At 38.1% G+C, this 19,489-nt stretch carries 18 protein-coding genes; 5 read left to right on the forward strand and 13 right to left on the reverse strand.

Going from position 1 to position 19,489, the window contains the following annotated elements:
* Positions 1-163: 163 nt before the first annotated feature.
* Genes JZO85_RS21975 through JZO85_RS21985 form a run of 3 tightly spaced genes read left to right on the forward strand, consistent with a single transcriptional unit; the run spans position 164 to position 3,805 of the window.
* The gene (locus JZO85_RS21975; RefSeq protein ID WP_207110667.1) at positions 164-916 is read left to right on the forward strand and encodes a DeoR/GlpR family DNA-binding transcription regulator; all 753 of its coding nucleotides are present in this window, start codon (positions 164-166) and stop codon (positions 914-916) included.
* Positions 913-1,827, forward strand: a complete 915-nt coding sequence (pfkB, locus tag JZO85_RS21980) for a 1-phosphofructokinase (protein WP_207110668.1) — start codon at positions 913-915, stop codon at positions 1,825-1,827. The genes JZO85_RS21975 and pfkB overlap by 4 nt, the downstream gene beginning before the upstream one ends.
* Positions 1,828-1,885: 58 nt before the next feature.
* Positions 1,886-3,805, forward strand: coding sequence for a PTS fructose transporter subunit IIABC (locus tag JZO85_RS21985; RefSeq protein WP_207110707.1), 1,920 nt, complete (start codon positions 1,886-1,888; stop codon positions 3,803-3,805).
* Between the two features lie 41 nt (positions 3,806-3,846).
* Here JZO85_RS21985 and JZO85_RS21990 read toward each other — a convergent pair whose 3' ends face one another.
* The gene (locus tag JZO85_RS21990) at positions 3,847-4,032 is read right to left on the reverse strand and encodes a hypothetical protein (RefSeq protein WP_207110669.1); all 186 of its coding nucleotides are present in this window, start codon (positions 4,030-4,032) and stop codon (positions 3,847-3,849) included.
* 129 nt (positions 4,033-4,161) lie between these two features.
* Complete coding sequence (locus JZO85_RS21995) at positions 4,162-5,490, reverse strand: hypothetical protein (RefSeq protein ID WP_207110670.1); 1,329 nt, start codon at positions 5,488-5,490, stop codon at positions 4,162-4,164.
* A 133-nt stretch (positions 5,491-5,623) separates the two neighbouring features.
* Here JZO85_RS21995 and JZO85_RS22000 point away from each other — a divergent pair, with 133 nt between their 5' ends.
* A complete protein-coding gene (locus tag JZO85_RS22000; RefSeq protein ID WP_207110671.1) occupies positions 5,624-5,776 on the forward strand; it encodes an SPJ_0845 family protein in 153 nt (50 codons plus the stop codon).
* On the opposite strand, the gene yihA is transcribed toward JZO85_RS22000, so the two are convergent.
* The 8 genes from yihA to JZO85_RS22040 all read right to left on the reverse strand — a co-directional run bounded on the left by yihA (position 5,773) and on the right by JZO85_RS22040 (position 13,616).
* Complete coding sequence (gene yihA, locus JZO85_RS22005; RefSeq protein ID WP_207110672.1) at positions 5,773-6,369, reverse strand: ribosome biogenesis GTP-binding protein YihA/YsxC; 597 nt, start codon at positions 6,367-6,369, stop codon at positions 5,773-5,775. The genes JZO85_RS22000 and yihA overlap by 4 nt on opposite strands.
* A 53-nt stretch (positions 6,370-6,422) precedes the next feature.
* The gene (gene clpX / locus JZO85_RS22010) at positions 6,423-7,670 is read right to left on the reverse strand and encodes an ATP-dependent Clp protease ATP-binding subunit ClpX (protein WP_207110673.1); all 1,248 of its coding nucleotides are present in this window, start codon (positions 7,668-7,670) and stop codon (positions 6,423-6,425) included.
* Positions 7,671-7,821: 151 nt separating this feature from the next.
* Positions 7,822-9,198: a GH25 family lysozyme gene (locus tag JZO85_RS22015; protein WP_207110674.1), complete on the reverse strand. Its 1,377-nt coding sequence runs from the start codon at positions 9,196-9,198 to the stop codon at positions 7,822-7,824.
* Between the two features lie 240 nt (positions 9,199-9,438).
* Positions 9,439-10,722: a trigger factor gene (gene tig / locus JZO85_RS22020; RefSeq protein WP_207110675.1), complete on the reverse strand. Its 1,284-nt coding sequence runs from the start codon at positions 10,720-10,722 to the stop codon at positions 9,439-9,441.
* Positions 10,723-10,825: 103 nt separating this feature from the next.
* Positions 10,826-11,749: a hypothetical protein gene (locus JZO85_RS22025; RefSeq protein ID WP_207110676.1), complete on the reverse strand. Its 924-nt coding sequence runs from the start codon at positions 11,747-11,749 to the stop codon at positions 10,826-10,828.
* Positions 11,736-12,287 carry an RDD family protein gene (locus JZO85_RS22030; RefSeq protein ID WP_207110677.1) on the reverse strand — a complete coding sequence of 184 codons (552 nt, stop codon included), beginning with the start codon at positions 12,285-12,287 and terminating at the stop codon, positions 11,736-11,738. Before JZO85_RS22030 ends, JZO85_RS22025 begins: the two co-directional genes overlap by 14 nt.
* A gap of 2 nt (positions 12,288-12,289) precedes the next feature.
* The gene (sppA, locus tag JZO85_RS22035) at positions 12,290-13,318 is read right to left on the reverse strand and encodes a signal peptide peptidase SppA (protein WP_207110678.1); all 1,029 of its coding nucleotides are present in this window, start codon (positions 13,316-13,318) and stop codon (positions 12,290-12,292) included.
* A 10-nt stretch (positions 13,319-13,328) separates the two neighbouring features.
* A complete protein-coding gene (locus tag JZO85_RS22040; RefSeq protein ID WP_207110679.1) occupies positions 13,329-13,616 on the reverse strand; it encodes a hypothetical protein in 288 nt (95 codons plus the stop codon).
* 468 nt (positions 13,617-14,084) lie between these two features.
* Between JZO85_RS22040 and glmS the strand changes: the two genes are divergently transcribed.
* Entirely contained in the window at positions 14,085-15,893 is a 1,809-nt protein-coding gene (glmS, locus tag JZO85_RS22045) for a glutamine--fructose-6-phosphate transaminase (isomerizing) (protein ID WP_207110680.1), read from the forward strand.
* Positions 15,894-15,968: 75 nt separating this feature from the next.
* Here the strand turns inward: glmS and glmM are convergent, their stop codons facing one another.
* The 3 genes from glmM to cdaA are packed head-to-tail and all read right to left on the reverse strand — an operon-like array spanning position 15,969 to position 19,332.
* Positions 15,969-17,324, reverse strand: coding sequence for a phosphoglucosamine mutase (glmM, locus tag JZO85_RS22050; protein WP_207110681.1), 1,356 nt, complete (start codon positions 17,322-17,324; stop codon positions 15,969-15,971).
* Between the two features lie 23 nt (positions 17,325-17,347).
* Positions 17,348-18,451, reverse strand: a complete 1,104-nt coding sequence (locus JZO85_RS22055; RefSeq protein ID WP_207110682.1) for a CdaR family protein — start codon at positions 18,449-18,451, stop codon at positions 17,348-17,350.
* Positions 18,448-19,332 (reverse strand): diadenylate cyclase CdaA, encoded by an 885-nt coding sequence (gene cdaA, locus JZO85_RS22060; protein ID WP_207110683.1) that lies wholly within the window; start codon positions 19,330-19,332, stop codon positions 18,448-18,450. The genes JZO85_RS22055 and cdaA overlap by 4 nt, the downstream gene beginning before the upstream one ends.
* Positions 19,333-19,489 lie beyond the last annotated feature (157 nt).

The following is a 19,489-nucleotide window of genomic DNA, read 5'->3' on the forward strand; positions in this document are numbered from 1 at the left end:
CTTAATATAGTTTGTCTCTATGTTTATCATACATAAAATGAGAAAACCTTCATAATAAGACGAATCATTTTTTAATTTATAAATGTTTTTGACTGTTTATGAATGTTTTTGATTGAACGGGTGACAAACTTGTGGTATTATTTCAGATGAAGGAGGATTGAAAATGCTTACAGAAGAACGACATAGAAAAATTATCGACTGGTTGGAACGTGACGGCTTAGTAAAGTCTCAAGATTTAATTCAATGGTTAGACTCCTCGGAATCGACAGTTCGCAGAGATTTGCAGGAGTTAGAAGATTTAGGAATATTGGAACGTGTTCATGGTGGTGCTAAACGCCCTCAACATTTAGAGCAAGAGCTTGCAATGTTTGAAAAATCATCCAAAAACGTTCAACAAAAGAAATTAATTGCAAAATATGCGTCCGATTATATCAATGATGGCGATGTAATTTATTTAGATGCGGGTACAACAACTTCTGAGATGATTCCCTTTTTGAAAAATCGCGCAGTTACAATAGTAACCAATTCTGTTGGCCTTGCCGCTCACCTAGTAGAAGCGCAGATTGCCACAATCGTATTAGGTGGTCGTATAAAACTGACTACTGATGCAGTTGTCGGTTCGCAAGCTTTGGAACAGTTAAAACAATATCGTTTTAATAAAGCCTTTATGGGAATGAATGGCGTACACATAGACAGCGGCTATTCTACTCCTGACCCAGAAGAAGCTATTTTAAAAAGAGCAGCTATTCAACAATCTGAACAAGCTTTTGTACTTGTGGATCACAGTAAGTTTAATCAGACTAGCTTTGTCAGTGTCGCTTCGCTATCAGCTGCTTCAATCCTCACAGATACCTGTCCTTTGGTTATTCATGATCAAATCACAGAACAAACTACCCTGAAGGAGGTTTCTGTATGATTTATACAGTTACACTAAACCCATCGATCGATTATATTGTTCAAATCGATCAGCTAACAATTGGCGATGTCAATCGAATGAAGGGCGATTTAAAATTGCCTGGCGGAAAAGGAATTAATGTCTCTCGGATTTTAAAGCGAATCAATACTGATTCAACTGCTCTAGGTTTCCTCGGTGGTTTTACCGGAAGCTTCATTAATAATTGGCTGGAACGTGAAGATATAAAAACGAATTTTACTTCTGTTGAGGATGACACACGAATCAATATCAAATTGAAAGCTAGTGAAGAGACTGAAATCAACGGCCAAGGTCCTATAGTTACAGCTAACGAAATGGGTACATTGAAAGAGGCTCTAGGTCATTTAGCAACGGACGATATCGTTGTCTTATCCGGCAGCAAGCCTGCCAGCGTTCCAACTGGCTTTTACCAAGAATTAATTGAAATCATCAAAGCTCAAGGTGCATCATTTGTCATCGATACTACAGGAGCTGACTTAATGGATGCATTGGAGAAAGGCCCCTTATTAGTTAAACCTAATAATCATGAACTAGCTGATTTGTACCAGACGACTTTCAACTCGATTGAAGACATTTATCCATTTGGTCAACGTTTATTAGATGAAGGGGCACAACATGCATTAGTATCTATGGCAGGTGACGGCGCATTACTATTTACCCAAGAAGGAGTATATCGCTCAAACGTCTTAAAGCACCAAGTTAAAAACTCAGTCGGAGCAGGAGATTCAATGATCGCGGGCTTTGTCGGCAGCTTTACAAAGACACAGGATCCTGTAGAAGCATTCAAATGGGGTGTGGCCTGCGGGAGTGCAACGACTTTTTCAGATGATTTAGCAACAGCAGATTTTATTCAAGAATTACTGCCAGAAGTTAAGATCACAAAAGTAAAATAATTATGGTCTTCTCTTCTGCTGAAAAGTAGGAATTAATTTAGAATTTGGAGGAATTATGATGGATATTAAAGATTTATTGATCAAAGATGCCATGATCATGGATTTGCAGGCTACGACAAAAAAAGCCGCAATCGATGAGATGGTTCAAAAAATGTATGATGCTGGCCGCATTTCAACTATCGATACTTATAAAGAAGGTATCTTAAAACGTGAAGCGCAAACCTCAACTGGTTTAGGTGACGGGATCGCAATGCCCCACGCTAAAAACAGTGCCGTTAAAGAAGCTACCGTTCTGTTCGCTAAAAGTAAAAATGGAGTAGATTATGAATCACTAGACGGTCAACCTACTTATCTATTCTTTATGATTGCTGCTCCTGAAGGTGCAAATGACACACATCTTCAAGCCTTAGCTGCTTTATCAAGACTTTTGATCGATCCTGACTTTGTTGCAAAATTAAAAGCTGCGGAAACTCCAGATCAAGTTCAAGCAACGTTTGATGCAGCTGAAAAGGCCAAAGAAGCGGAAGAAAAAGCAGAAGATCAAGCCGAGGAAAAAATAAAAGACACAAATCGCCGCTATATTGTAGCTGTAACAGCTTGTCCTACAGGAATTGCACATACCTATATGGCAGAAGATGCTTTAAAGAAAAAGGCCAAAGAAATGGGTGTGGACATTAAAGTCGAAACAAATGGTTCTGAAGGAATCAAACATCGGCTAACAGATGAAGATATTGCACGAGCAGATGGTGTTATTGTAGCCGCTGATAAAAAGGTTGAAATGAATCGATTTAATGGAAAAGAATTAGTTAATCGTCCGGTTAGCGATGGCATTCGTAAGCCAGAAGAATTAATTAATCTTGCTTTAAGCGGTGACGCCCCTGTTTATCACGGTAATAGTGAAGATACCTCTGCAAATGAAGAAAAAAGTGATAACGGAACCTTAGGTCAGCGCATTTATAAAGATTTGATGAACGGTGTTTCTCATATGCTTCCATTCGTTATCGGTGGTGGAATCATGATCGCATTATCATTTATGATCGACCAGTTCATGGGTGTACCTCAATCAGAGTTGGCTAACTTAGGAAACTACAACCAAATCGCCAGCTGGTTTAATCAAATTGGCGGTGCTGCCTTTGGCTTTATGTTGCCTGTTCTTGCCGGTTTTATTGCTTCAAGTATCGCTGATCGTCCTGGTCTGATTGCCGGATTTGCTGCTGGTGCATTAGCTAACGCTGGCGGCGCTGGCTTCTTAGGAGCATTGATCGGTGGTTTCCTTGCTGGCTATGTGATCATTTTCCTTAAAAAACTGTTTAAAAACTTGCCTAAATCACTTGAAGGAATCAAAGCTATTCTCTTCTATCCATTCTTTGGATTGATGATCACAGGTTTCTTGATGCTTTTAGTCAATGTTCCTATGAAAGCAATCAATGATGGCTTAAATGGTTTCTTAACCGGGCTTAGCGGATCAAATGCTATTTTGTTAGGTGCTTTGCTTGGCGGAATGATGGCAATTGACTTAGGAGGCCCAATCAATAAAGCAGCTTATGTTTTCGGTACTGCAACTTTAGCCTCAAGTGTTGCCCAAGGCGGATCAATCGTCATGGCTGCAGTCATGGCTGGAGGAATGGTTCCACCATTAGCCATTTTTGTCGCTACTCGTTTATTCAAAAATAAATTTGAAAAGAGTCAAGTTGATGCTGGTTTGACTAACATCGTTATGGGGCTTTCCTTCGTGACGGAAGGTGCAATTCCTTTTGCCGCAGCCGACCCAATTCGTGTTATTCCGAGTTTTGTTGTTGGTTCAGCTCTTGCTGGTGGTTTAGTCGGAGCTGTAGGCATCAAACTGCTTGCTCCTCACGGTGGAATCTTTGTTGTTCTATTATTGAGCCATCCTCTGCTATATCTTTTGTTCATCGCTATTGGCGCAATCGTTTCTGGCGTCATCTACGGTTTAGTTAAAAAACCTGTCGTAAAATAGCCAAAAAAATCCCGCTCTCAAATAGAGAGCGGGACTTTTATTTACATCCATCGATCCTTTCTGCGAGCACGGACTGGCTGAGGCTTAGGTTTAATCGCAAATAGGATCATACCAATAAAGAAAACTGCAATTGATAAAGGAATCTCTAGCGACGTAAGCGGCAACGCAAAAATCATTCCAACGATCAGTAAACAACTACCCATAATCTTGATATATCTTTGATCCATAGCAAACCTCTCCTTTTAATATATTAAACAAATAATTTTAAGATAGTATACCACTGCATCAATCTTTTAGACCTTAATATGCTCAACAGTGACCCTAATACTTACTCTAAAAACAAAATAACCAGCTTTTTAAATTTCAAGTATATCTAATTGATTCTTCGAAGACACCTTTTTTTGATCTATAAACGAAACAATCAAGTGTTTCGCTTCCTTCTCCAAAGAAAAAGTGAGTGAATCATTTTTGCGGCTAACTTGGTGAATCGTTATATCTTTTAATGCCGACTTTAATTCTTCTAAAGGAAAATCTAAGAATGCCTTTTTTGGAATAAACAATTGTAAAACAGCTGTATATTCTTTATAGCGCATATCTTGAATCTCAAATTCAATTGAATCTCGAATATAGTACTCAAATGCTGCCAGCCCTTTATCTAAGGTTAGCTCCGGATACAAAATGTGATAATTCATCATCCGCTCACTATCATCATCGATCCAAGGAAAATAAGCCAAGGCGTTTAATCCGCCCTTCATCCGATTGACTCGATATTGATTCGTCAAAAAATTGTACGTGCGCGTCACGAAATATGAGGCATCGCTTTTTTTAGTTGGCTGAAATTGATCATTTTGATATTGAACCGTTTGGATGACCGTATCCTCAAAGGCAAACTCAATATAAGGCTGCTTCAACAATCCCACGCCATTTGTATAAGATAATTGAGAGATTCCTAACTGGTCTCTAAATAGCTGCTGAAATCGTAAATTCGCCTCTTCCTTCCATTGAAAAGGATCCTTATACAGCTCGAAAAATACACCAGAGCCAAGTTCAGCAACTTCTTCTACTTGCTGAATCTCTAACAATAGCTGCTTAGCAAAAAGTTTTTTATAAGGAGCTCCTAAGAATAACCACCAGCAAGCAGTCAAACAGACACCTTTATAAAATACATCATAGCCAGGAAAGGCATTGCAATCTACTACAACATCACCATTTAGCCCTCTCATTTTTGGTAATGCACTTGTTTCCTCCGCCACTTCAAAAGAACGACGCTTAGATAATTCGCTTGTATTATGATATAAATATTCTTCGTAGGAACGAATGTATGCAAAAAAACCATGTTCGATCAATCGTGATTTTAAGTAATCTAAGTAAACGGTCTCCCAATAATAAAAATTTTTCTCTTTGAGAATACTTTTTTCAAAGATTGTATCCCCTAGTAAGTGAACAGTCATTTCCTCTTCTTCATTCTTTAATTGAATCCAATAATCCTCTTTCATACCAAATTCATCTATTATCTGTTCTAAATAACTAGAATCAAATATCTGCTCTTTTCCGTTGATCAACATCCTGTCTGGTTCCAGCAATAGACGACTCATGATTAACCAGTCTCTGGTTTTCAACTGAATATCGGCTTGCTTTAAATCGAAAAGCTGACTGACACTGTATATTTTCTGATTATTCCCCATTGCCTTCCCCTTTCTCATTGTTCTACTATAATTATATCTTAAAGATTTAAAAAACCCTATGAAATTGATTACTAAGTCAAAAAAAATTGTATACTATAATAAATTGTGTTAAAACTAAAATGGAGGTGTTCAAATGGGTTTAAAATTTGAAAAAACCGATGATTTAGACAAATTATTTGAATCATTTGTCGTTGATCCTGAAAAAAACATGCAAAAAGACGAAGACATTCAGAAGTTCTTAAAACCAAAAACTGAACAAAATGACAAAAAAAAGGATCAGGTTTAGACCTGATCCTTTTCGATTGCTGTCTCAATTGCCTGCCATGCTTCTTCTTTTCCTTTTTTTGTCTCAGAAGAGAAAAGAATGAACGTATCATTTGGATCAAAATCCAACTTTTTCTTAATGGCACTTGTATGTTTATTCCATTTTCCACGAGGTATTTTATCTGCCTTAGTGGCAACGACAATCACAGGAATTCCATAATACTTCAAAAATTCATACATTTGAATATCTTCTTTACTAGGGTCATGGCGCACGTCAACTAATGACACCACCGCTCTTAATTGCTTTCGGCTAGTAATGTAAGTCTCAATCATTTCGCCCCATTTTGCTCGTTCAGTCTTGGAAACTTTCGCATAACCATATCCAGGCACATCAACAAAATGCAATGAATTCTCAATCAAGTAAAAATTCAACGTTTGGGTCTTTCCCGGTTTTCCAGAAGTACGCGCCAAATTTTTACGATCAATCAATGTATTGATGAACGATGATTTGCCAACATTTGAGCGCCCTGCCAAAGCAATCTCTGGTAAATCCGTCTCGGGATACTGTTTAGGTGAAACCGCACTGATCACGATCTCTGCATTATGCACTTTCATTCTTTCACGCCTTTCAAAAAGGGTTCACAAATTACTTTGCGAACCCTCACTTACTAACCTGCTTTTTTCTTGTTGTTATGATACTCAATAATTGGCTTTCCAGAGCCTTCAACAGAATCCTTCGTTACGATCACTTTTTCAATTGACTCGTCAGAAGGAATATCAAACATAACATCCATCATAACATCCTCAATAATTGATCTTAATCCACGAGCTCCTGTATTACGTGCAATCGCTTTGTCCGCAATTGCATTTAATGCATCTGCATCGAATGCCAAATCAGTATCATCATAAGAAAGTAACTTTTGATACTGTTTAACTAACGCATTTTTAGGTTCAGTCAAAATTCGTACCAAATCTTCTGTCGTTAATTTTTCTAGTGCAGTAGTAACTGGCAAACGACCGATAAATTCAGGAATCAAACCAAATTTCAATAAATCTTCCGGAATAATCTGCTGCATGATACTCTCATCTTCATTGACTTTTTTATTGTTTTTGCCGAATCCAATCGTTTTTTCACCCAAACGATTTTTAACGATTGTTTCGATTCCATCGAACGCTCCCCCGACAATAAATAAAATATTCGTTGTGTCAATTTGAATGAACTCCTGATGCGGGTGCTTACGCCCTCCCTGCGGCGGTACGCTAGCAACAGTGCCTTCAAGAATTTTTAGCAATGCTTGCTGAACACCTTCACCTGAAACATCACGAGTAATTGAAACATTCTCACTTTTACGAGTAATCTTGTCAATTTCATCGATATAGATGATTCCTTTTTCCGCACGTTCAACATTGTAATCGGCTGATTGTAAAAGCTTCAACAAAATATTTTCAACATCTTCTCCAACATATCCTGCCTCAGTTAAACTAGTCGCATCTGCGATTGCGAACGGTACATTCAACGTTCTAGCCAAAGTTTGTGCTAAAAATGTTTTTCCTGATCCAGTTGGTCCAATCAAGCAAATATTACTCTTCTGTAATTCAACTTCATCAAGTCCATCATTTTCAGTATTCACTCGTTTGTAGTGATTGTACACTGCAACCGATAATGCTTTTTTCGCACGATCCTGACCAATGACGTATTGATTTAAAACATCCAATAGTTCCTTTGGTTTTGGCACATCAATAAACTCACGAATAGCTTCTTCATGGAATTCTTCATCTATAATCTCTTTACAAAGGTCGATACACTCATTACAAATGTAAACTCCCGGACCCGCAACAACTTTTTTCACTTCTTCTTGGGTCTTTCCGCAAAATGAACAGCGGACTGTTTCACCTGCGCCTGTGCTCTCATACATGGCTGTCACCTCTTGCTTCTTTCTCTACAAGTGTTTCCACGATTGCAGTCTTTATCTATAATAACATAAAGCATTAAAAAGACAAAGAAACCAAGAGCAAATAAAAAGGAATTCATAAGAAAAAGCTCTCGAAAAATCGAGAGCTTACAAATTATTTAGCGTACCAGGCCAAGCCTTCATATTTCCAGCCATGCTTAACTAAATTATTCTTTTCATTTGTGTTCAACGTATAATGATGTGAGCCCGATTTTGCATTAGGATTATAAAGACGATGCAAAGCGTTTGGCCCACCAGAGTACCAAGAAATACCCTCATAACGCCAACCCTTTTTAACTAAATTATCCTTTTCGTAGGCATGTAATGTATAGTGATGATCTCCTGCATTTGGATTATATAAACGATAAACTGGATTACCTGACGTTGGACCATTCCAACCGATTCCTTCATATCTCCAACCTTTAGAAACTAAATTATTTTTCTCGGCAACATTCTGCGTATAAAAATGTTCCCCACTGTTCGGATTATACAAACGATACATTTGCACACTGTTTGCTGGTGGTGTTGGTGTAGGGTTACTAAATGTTGATGTATAATCCGCATTAATATCGAAGTTTCCGTTGATACCAGGGAATGATAATTGTGAAGACCATTGCCAAGCACCATATTGAGTATAAAAATTCGTAGTAGAGAGATTGTATGGATATGCTGCTACCCAAATATTCTTATTTCCAATAGTCGCAGCATTTATACGGCCGGTAGTCAGCCAGTTCAATCCAATGTAATGACGGACATTTCCGTAACCAAGAGCTTTTAAGCGATTCTCAAAGGCTCTAGAATTATTTGTATGATTCCCTTTGCCTAGAATTTGAGGTTCTTCAATATCATTCACCATGACAGCGCCACTGCTCAAACCAAATCTTTTTGCAGCTGCAGCAAAATAATTTGCTTCTGCAGTAGCTTGTGCGTCACTAGTAAACCAACTATAGTGATATGCAGAAACCTTCATTCCAGCAGCCATCGCATTGTTAATTTGCGATTGGGCATACGGATTGGTATAGCTTGTTGCTTCTGTCAATTTGACAACCACCCCAGTAACCCCATAGCTTTTCATTTTTTGAAAATTTGCTACAGAAATATTGCCATTATGAGATGAAATATCAATAAAGCTTTTACTTGGTGTATTTGTATTCGTCGCAGATACTGACGGCAATGATGCGAACAATTGAATTGATGGGTATAAATCCGAACGCCCTCTCGGTAATGACATCGTGCCTTCAGCTGTTTCTACTTGTGTCTCAGGTACTGCTGTCTCCTCTTCTGATCCAGTACTCTCAGTGGTTTGTTCATTTTCAACGTTTTCAGTTGACTGAGTTACTTCTTGTGAAGTTTTATCGACTGAACTAACTGTCGAAGAGCTTTCGACCGTTTGTTCACTGCCTATTACTTGATTTTCATCAGCTAACACTGATGTTGTATAGCTTAAACATAGAACTGATAAAAAACATAATCCCAGAAATTTTTTCTTCATTTCGTCCTCCCTCGTGTATTAAAGCACAAATCTATTTTTATAATTAAAATGAGAAATAATCCCATTTCATTAATAATTCAATTTTACCAAATTTGGGGCTTATTTTGAAGTTATTCGTTATAATCAATCATAAAAAAAGTGGGAAACTAAGTTATTGACTTTTTTAATCTGAAATGTATCCCTCTTTATAAAAGAAAAAAAGTATGTGATACAAAATATGTACCACATACTAAAAATTATCTATTTCTCAACAGCCGTTCCAGTCACTAGTTCAACAGCTTTTTTCATTTTGATATCGTGTTCCAACATGTCTTCTGTTAACACACGACGAATTTGTTCTTCCGGCATTTGGTACATTTCAGCCAAGTCTTTAATTTCTTTAGCAATATCTTCTTCTGAAGCTTCAATTTTTTCCGCTTCAACAATAGCTTCCATTACTAAGTTTGTTTTCACTCGACCTTCTGCCTCACCTTCAAATTGTGTGTGAAGATCTTCTTCAGTAGAACCTGTTAATTGGTAGTACATTTCTGGTGAGATTCCTTGACGTTGCATATTATTTAGGAATTCATCCATTGAACGATGAACTTCATCATGAACCATTACGTGTGGAAGTTCAACGATTTCAGCATTTTCAACAGCTTGCTTGATGGCAGCCTCATCTTTTGCTTCTTTTGCAGCTTCTTCTTTTTGCTTTGTTAATTCATCGCGATATTTTGTTTTTAATTCATCCAAAGAATTAACTTCTTCATCGACATCTTTAGCAAAATCATCATCTAGTTCTGGTAATTCTTTCGCTTTTACTTCGTGAATCGTTACTTTGAAGACTGCTTCTTTACCAGCTAAATCTTCAGCTTGATAGTCTTCTGGGAAAGTAACAGTAACATCTAAGCTTTCCCCTGCTTTGTGACCAACCAGTTGTTCCTCAAAACCAGGAATGAATGAACCAGAACCTAATTCAAGAGAATAGTTTTCGCCTTTTCCGCCTTCAAATGCTTCTTCTCCAACGAAACCTTCGAAATCAATTACTGTCGTATCGCCATTTTCAGCAGCTTCGTCTTCTTTGATAACTAGTTCTGCTTGAGATTCTTGTTCAGATTTCAGGCGTGCATCTACATCTTCGTCTGAAACTTCAACATCTTGTTTTGGAACTTCTAATTCTTTGTAATCCCCTAATTTAACCTCTGGTTTTACAGTAACTTCTGCTTTGATTACCCAATCTTCGCCTTTTTCCATGCTGTCTACATCAATTTTTGGTTGAGAGACAGGATCAATCCCTGCTTCCTTTACAGCCGCTTCATAAGCAGTTGGCAGTACATCATTCAATGCATCTTCGTATAATGCTTCTTCACCGTACATACGGTTAAATACTTGACGAGATACTTTTCCTTTACGGAAGCCAGGTACATTAAGATTTTTTTTCACTTTGTTGAATGCATTTGTTAATCCTTTTTGAATCTCAGTTTGTTCAATCGAGAAAGTTAACACACCATCATTGGTGCCTGTTTTTTCAAAATTTGCAGTCACGTTTGTTCCCTCCGAATACTAATATACTTGCATTTTGCATACCATTAAATATTACACTACTGATTGTGAATTGTAAATATAAAGCTTTTACTCTCGGCATTTTTTAATGATAATCGAACAGCAGTTGTTTTATCCTTCCTCGGATTGCTTCAACCTCTTCATCAAGCGGCCCTGACCACTCAGAATACTCAGCTAAATAACTAGCCGTCCATGCATCAGGCTTCATAAAAGCGGTATGCAACGGATACAAAAATGCCATTTCTACCTTTACTTGCTCCAATAGGTTTGCTAACAGAATTGGATTATTATCACCCAAATAATCATTTAATCGAGTTTCGATACCCGATTGAAGAGAGTCATCAAATCCTGAATCTATTGGCGACAGTTCTGCGATTTCATCTTGAATTGTTAAGTAATGAACCTTCTCAGTCACACCTATACGAGCTAAGCTTTCAAATAAATAACTGCGAACTAAAGGGACTATCTGGGGAGTCATCATAAATTTTTCAGCGATTGTCTTTAAACGCTCTTCAGGCAACTGTCTAATTTTACGCACGAATAGTAATTGGTCTACTGCTGACATTGAAGGCAGTTGATTCAACTCCGCTTCAAGCTCTTTGATTACCGCTTGTTGCTGTCTTTCATAAAAAGCCTCCTGATCATTAATACGCATCAACCAAAGATCAGTCTGTTCTTCAGTTAAGATTTTAACTTTTTGTGACCGCCATAAAAATTCACGTGCCGCAAAAAAATTCTGGGAATACACTTGAATCTGCAAAAATAAATCAATCGTTTCGGGAGTATCAAGATAGCTTTCTGACTCCTCCTCGGCATATTCTAAGGCCGCAGAAAAATCACCTTGTTCCAAAGCTAAACCTGCAATCAAGTGATTAAGTTTTGGGGTTGGATTTTCCTGATAGGCATATTTATAATTCTCTAACGCCCTTAAATAATCTCCTGCAGAAAAAGCTTCTTCCGCAAGTGCTAAATAGTAGTGATCATTATTAGGAAAATCAATTGGAGTCATTTTTCTGTACGCCCTCTCTCGCTGCTAATAGGTTTAATGTCACAACACTCGTATCAGAGAAGTAATCGCCGATGTGCTGTTTATTTGGCGTAAAAATAGTTACAAGATAGCCCAGCATAAAAAGAGAGCCGCGTAGGACAAATCGACAGGCACCTTCACGAACTAGAACTGTTTGCCAACTTAACTCTTCTTCAGTATAACAAACGACTCTAATGCCAAAAACCATCTTACCGATTGTTTGACCATGATTAATTTTCGTCATCAGAATAAAATACGCCAAATAAATCAAAAGCGTTGAAAATCCATAAATACTGAAAAGCTCAGAGCTTTTGGTTAAACCAAGTAGGTTCGTCGGCACTCCCAATACAATTTTTGTGATGGCCGAGATACAAAGTAAATCTAATAAATACGCAAAAGAACGGATCCAAAAACCAGCATAAAAATAGTCTGGGTAATGATGAAACTGCCGTTCGTGTTTTTTCTCAAGTAACTGTGCTACTGGTCCTACTGCAGGTCTTTGACTAGCTTCATCAGTCATTATTACTCACCTCCATAAAGATACATAGCTTTGGGCGCTTGCGGAGTACCAACGCTCTCAACAATACTCTTGATTAGCTCTTCCTGTGAGGGTTTAAGCCCTTGAAGTTCTGCCAGACTATTCCCTAACCATGTATTCATGAAATTAGTTGAGCCATTTGTATATGAAACAACTTTTGCATCAGTCAAGTTCTCATCCTTCCTCAAAGCTTTCAATGCTTGATCAGGATAACCAATATCGTCTATTAAACCATTCTCAAGAGCCTGTGCCCCATCATAGATTCTTCCATCTGCCAATTTACGTACTTGCGTCTCCTCCATATTTCGTCCTTCAGCTACAGTCTTGACGAATCGACCATACATACTGTCAACAAAGGCTTGCAAAACTTCTTTGTCTTCTTTTGTTTGAGGCCGGGAAGTTGAACCGATATCTTTCAATGCGCCGCTTTTAATTGTTGCATCAGTTATACCAAGCTTTTCCATTAGTCCAGAATAATTCATACTAGACATTATAACTCCAATTGAACCAGTCATGGTATCTTCTGCAGCAAAGATTCGATCCGAATTTGCTGCAATATAATACCCTCCGCTAGCTGCTTGACTCTCCATTGAAGCATAAATTGGAATGTTTTTATCCTTTTGGATTTCCTTCAATGCCCTTGCAATCTCTGCCGTTTCATAAACAGAGCCACCAGGCGAGTTTATTTCTAACAAAATCGCCTTAATAGTTGAATCTTTTTTTATTTTATTTAACTGTTTCATAAATGATTCATGATTGTATCCACCTGTAGAAAACAAGCCACTAGTACCATCATTAATGATAGCGCCCTCTACTACTAGCTTAGCAATTTTTTCTGTACTCGATCCTTCTTCTTCTGTTTTTTCTTGTGGTTCATTATTCCCATACAACAACTCATTAACTTGACTAAGCTCTTTTTTCCTGTCATTACTTCGATTGATCGTTGATGAGATTACTGAAAAGATTAATAACACAACTGCAATGCCGATTGCCACCCAACGTCTTCTATTCATTTTCTTCCTCCTAATATAAGTTGCGAATAATTAAAACTTTTTCTACTGGTCCTTCGGCATTCATTTTCTCGGCCTTTTCAAGCAAAGAATAACCTCCGAAAAACTCATGTGTCAAAGGGTCTTCAATTTTGAAAGTCCTTGCATCCTCGATACTCAAAGCATCAGGATTAATTTCTTGGATACTATCCCATCCAGTATCTAAGAAAACCTTTGTTTCATCTGTGATCTTTGGATCAGATGCGAGTTTCTCCAAAAATTTACGCAGCTCTCCAATGGTTAAATTTTCTGGTTGATTCATTTAAGTTTCCCCTCTCAATTGATTCATAGAAAATAATTTCTACTATGATTAGCTTGTTCTAGAAACAACAAAATATCATCGCTAGAGACCATTCTTTAAATGGCACTTCTCTATTTTACCCTATTCTTCTGACAGATGAAACGCAGAAGCAATTTTGTTTCCCTTCCTCTTTTCTTCTTTTTTCCATATATACCAATTAACTAAAAATAAAAAAATGTTTGACTATACAAAAAGTTTATATTATATTAGTCATTGTTTCCGATGTTAATTTAAAAAAATCTAAAATGTACCAATTAGATAGCGCCAGACCTTTTTTATGAGGGTGACGAGGAAGAAGCTAATCGAAAATTTCGGCGGGTGGCTTCAGGGTTGCTGTACTCTACAGATCATTACAAAAACTTTATAAAAGAACAAAAAAATGGTCAGACAGCTCGGAAACATATAATGACAGGAAAGTAGGAAGACATTATGTGTGGAATCGTAGGAATTGTAGGTAACGAGCAGGCAACAAATATTTTGGTGAATGGATTAGAGAAGTTGGAGTATCGTGGTTATGACTCAGCTGGTATTTTTGTAGCGGATCAAAGTGAAGATTTCTTGATTAAATCCCAAGGTCGAATTAAAGAGTTATCGGAGAAAATTGGTTCTGAAGTTCATGGTTCTATTGGCATTGGACATACAAGGTGGGCAACTCATGGCGAACCAAGTGAAGAAAATGCACATCCTCATACTTCACAAAGCAAACGTTTTGTCCTAGTTCATAATGGTGTGATTGAAAATTACGACGATTTGAAAGAAAAATATTTATCAAGTGATATTTTCTATGGTGAAACCGATACGGAAATCGCTGTTCATTTAGTTGAATATTTCGCAGAACAGGGACTTTCAACAAAAGACGCCTTTCGTAAATCTTTAAAAGAGATTCATGGCTCTTACGCTTTTGGTTTGATCGATAAAAATGATCGTGAAACAATCTACGTTGGGAAAAATAAAAGCCCCCTATTGATCGGACTAGGCGATGGATTCAATGTGGTCTGCAGCGATGCAATGGCAATGTTGGAACAAACCAACCAATTTGTCGAGATTAATGACGGCGAGATGGTTATCGTTACAAAAGATCGTGTAGAAATTGAAGATGAGGCGGGCAATGAGATTCAACGTGCACCTTACGAAGCTAAAATCGATCTTTCGGATATGGAAAAAGGCACATATCCTTACTACATGCTAAAAGAAATTGATGAACAGCCTGCTACTATGCGTCGGATCATTAGTGAATATACTGATGAAACAGGAACCGTCGTGATAGAAAATGAACTGTTGCAAAGTTTGCTGGATAGCGACCGCATTTACATCGTCGCTTGCGGTACAAGTAACAATGCTGGGTGGGCAAGTAAGCAAATTATCGAAGGGTTGGCCAACATCCCGGTAGAAATTCATTTATCAAGTGAATTTGGCTATAACATGCCTTTGCTTTCAAAAAAACCATTTTTCATTTATTTAACCCAAAGTGGCGAAACAGCAGATAGCCGCCAAGTATTAGTCAAAACGAATACATTAGGCTACCCATCCCTAACAGTCACTAATGTAGCTGGGTCAACGTTATCTCGGGAAGCAAGTTTTACTATGCTCTTACATGCTGGTCCAGAGATTGCAGTAGCTTCTACTAAAGCCTACACAGCTCAAATTGCTGCCTTAACTGTTTTAGCAAAAGCGGTTGGTGAGGCTAAAGACATCACAGCAGCAAAAGAATTTGATTTAACAAAAGAGTTAGGCATTGCCGCCAACGCCATGGATGTAATGATTTCAGAAAAAGCTATGATTGAACAAGTTGCTGAAGAGTACCTAGCAACAACTCGCAACGCTTTCTATATCGGTCGTTCTGAAGATTATTATGTTTCTATGGAGGTAGCACTAAAACTAAAAGAAATTTCTTATATCCAAGCTGAAGGTTTTGCAGCTGGGGAGTTGAAACACGGAACGATCGCTTTAGTTGAAGATGGCACACCAGTTATCGGAATCATTACCGAAGCTGTAACTGCTCCTCATACTCGTGGAAATTTGCGTGAAGTAGAAAGTCGTGGTGCTCACACGCTAGTCATTGTCTCGGAGGAATTGAGCAAAGAAGGAGATCAAATTATTTTACCAATTGTTCATCAATTCTTGCGTCCTCTTGTCTCCGTGATTCCAGGTCAGCTCATCGCATATTATGCAACATTATTACGTGGCTATGATGTTGACAAGCCTCGTAATTTAGCAAAATCTGTTACAGTAGAATAAACAAAAAGGTTGAGATTTTTCTCAACCTTTTTGCGTAGAAAAACGTCTAAGCCCACCGGCTCAGACGTTTTTAAATTAATCTAATCCAATCTCTTTACGAACAACTGCTGCGATTTTTTCAACATAGTAATCAACTTTTTCATCAGTTGGTGCCTCTGCCATGACACGCAACAAAGGTTCTGTTCCTGATGGTCGCACCAAAATTCGTCCATCACCATTCATTTCTGTCTCGGCCTCTTCAATGGCTTGCTTGATAGCCGGTACATCCATCGCACCATATTTATCACTCACTCGAATGTTAACTAATTTTTGCGGATAGATTGTTACCTCTCCGGCTAATTCAGAAAGCTTCTTACCTGTTTGTTTCATAATGTTTAATAACTGAACCCCTGTCAGCATTCCATCACCGGTGGTATTGTAATCCAAGAATAATACATGTCCAGACTGTTCACCACCAAGATTGTAGTCATTTTTTCGCATTTCTTCAACCACATAGCGGTCACCAACTTGAGTAATCACATCTTCCAAACCAATTTCTTCAATCGCTTTATGGAAACCCAAATTACTCATTACTGTAGTAACTACAGTATCTTTCTTCAACCGTTTGCGTTCAGCTAAATATTTAGCACAAATAAACATGATACGATCGCCATCCACAATATTTCCTAACTCGTCAACTGCAATCACACGATCGCCATCACCATCAAAGGCTAAACCAGCATCTGCGCCCTTTTCTACAACCATTTTTGCTAATTCTTCTGGATGCGTGGATCCCACACCAGCATTGATATTTAAACCATTTGGTGAAGTCCCCATTGTATAAAAGTCAGTTTCTAAATCCGCAAATAAACGATTGACACTGGTAGATGTCGCTCCATTAGCGGCATCAACACAAACTGTTAGCCCTGAGAGATCACCTGAGATAGTCTGCACGAGGAATTGTGAATATTTCAAAAGACCTTCATGAAACTCATCCAGCGTTCCCAAACCTTCTGCTGATGGACGAGGAAGGTTATCTTCTTCCGCATCAATCAATGCTTCGATTTCAGCTTCTTGTTCGTCGACTAATTTAAAACCATCTCCACCGAAAAATTTAATACCGTTATCTTCTGCAGGATTATGAGAAGCAGAAATCATTACACCAGCTGAAGCCTTTTGCAATCTCGTTAAGTAGGCAACACCAGGCGTTGAGATAACACCAAGCTGGAATACTTCGATTCCTACCGATAGCAGTCCAGAAATTAAAGCTGTTTCTAACAATTCTCCTGAGATACGAGTGTCACGTCCGACCAGCACTCTTGGACGCCCTTCACTTTCATGATGCTGACTTAAAACATAACCGCCGCAACGCCCCAATTTAAATGCTAACTCAGGTGTTAGCTCCTTATTTGCGATTCCACGTACTCCATCTGTTCCAAAATATTTACCCATTAAACTATATTTCCCTTCTTCATCTAGTTAGTTGATTGATTTGTCGGTTCTTCTTGACTACTAGTCATTTTAGTGGTGCTTGCTTCAGTTTTTTTTGAAGCCCCACTTGAGCTTTCTGTAACTTTCGCTGCCGACGAACTAGAATGATTTGTACTGCTAGTTTCTGACTCTTGAGACTTCTTAAATATCGGTGTCACTTGTGCACTCACCGTTTTCGGATTCACTTGATAATTTCCAGATACTGGTATATCAATGAATTTTTTTACAGTCCCTTGTATCTGACTTACATCGACTGGAATGCCAATACTGTCTATTTGATCAATTACCGACTGTACGCCAGTAATTGTTGCCTTTGTACGATTCAAATCAATCTTGACATTTTCAACTGTCGAGGGCAGTTCACCCTCTTGAATCGGATAAAGCGAAACTTCCTTACTTGGTGTTTGAATCTCAAAGTTAACAGTTACATTTTGTGGCTCAGCTTGGATTGGCAATGCCTCCCCGCTAGCGTTCAACGCCTGAATCGGTGCTTGAATACTGTCTTGATCAACCGTTAATTTACTGCTATCGACTGACGCAACAACACGTTCAATTTCCTTCATTGTGTTTTCGCCAGTAGTGATTTCTACTTTTTCAGGCTGTGTAGACATCTCTCCAACTTTCAATTTATTGTTATCAGTTGTGCTGCTCAAAATTGGCGTTACAGCAAATTGTTTTTTCACCTTCTTCTCGATTGTTACTGAAATTTTCTCTGGTTCAATCGTTGCAAAAAGCGAACTAGATAAGTTTTTAGCTTTTAAACGTACTTCGTGAGTTCCAGAGGATAAATTTGTTAAATCCGCAACAACACTAAAATTTCGAGTATCAGGATCGATTTCTTTATTTAATTGTATCCGATTGGCTCCGCTTAGCTTAACTGAAACATTCGATGAGAATCCATGAACAAAATAATCATCCGAATCATAAAGAACATTGATTGGAACATTTTGAATAGACTCTTCATAGTTTATTTCAGAAGAAATCAAACGACTAAAATTTTGACTGTTGACATTAAAAAATAAAATCAAACTAAATACTAGCGAAATTAGCATGTAGGGAGCATTACTTTTCTTGAATTTGATTCTCATTTTTGTCCTCCTTTAGTCAAACCCTCCAAAAAGGTCTGAAGAAGACTTTTTTTACCAGCATTTTTTTCATCTGGCATTAACTCTCTGCGCATCACAGCTAGATATTCTTCTTGTGACAAGTCGTGCAGAAAATCATTATTCAACGTAATGCTGACACCGCCTGTCTCCTCAGAAACTATGAACGTTAACGCATCACTGACTTCACTGATACCTACCGCCGCACGATGTCGCGTACCAAATTCTTTTGGTATCAACATACTATCTGAAAGCGGAAGATATGCTGAAGCAACAGCGATCTTTCCATTTTTAACGATAACCGCACCATCATGCAGTGGTGTGTTTGGGATAAAAATATTGATCAATAATTCCCCAGTAATGTCCGCGTCCAGATCAATTCCAGTTTCAATATACTCCTCTAAACCTGTAAAGCGTTGAATCGTTACTAATGCACCGATTTTTCTTTTTGACATGTATTGGATCGCTTTGTCAAAAGCTAGGATCATTCGCTCATCATCACGTTCTTCTTTCTTAGATGTTTTGAAGAAAGAACTGCGTCCCAAATGTTCCAGCCCACGTCGAACCTCTGGCTGAAAAATAACGATTGCTGCTATTACACCGTACGTGATGATTTGATTCATCAACCAGGACAACGTATGCAGGCCAATTAGTTCAGCTATGATTCGAATCCCAATAAAAATCGCCACACCTTTGATCAACTGGACGGCTTTCGTTCCGCGAACAAGTTCAAACAAACGATAAATCAAAAACCAGACAACAAATATATCTAAAAGGTTGACGATGATATCCCAGGTTGAAAGATTCTCAGAAAAAAAGCTAAGCCAATATTCCGGTTTGAATAATTCAATTAGACGATTAGGCATAGATAACCTCTCTTTCTATCCAAAATTCTCTACAATTATACCACAGTGGTACAGGTCTAGCATAAAATTTGAGAAGGAAAAAGAGCCTTAGTAAATTAAGGCTCCTCCCACTAAAGAATGCTTTTACTTTGTTTTAGTAAAAATAAACTTGGCAGTT

It is taken from the genome of Candidatus Enterococcus murrayae (assembly GCF_017315985.1).
Lineage (GTDB): Bacteria > Bacillota > Bacilli > Lactobacillales > Enterococcaceae > Enterococcus_A > Enterococcus_A murrayae.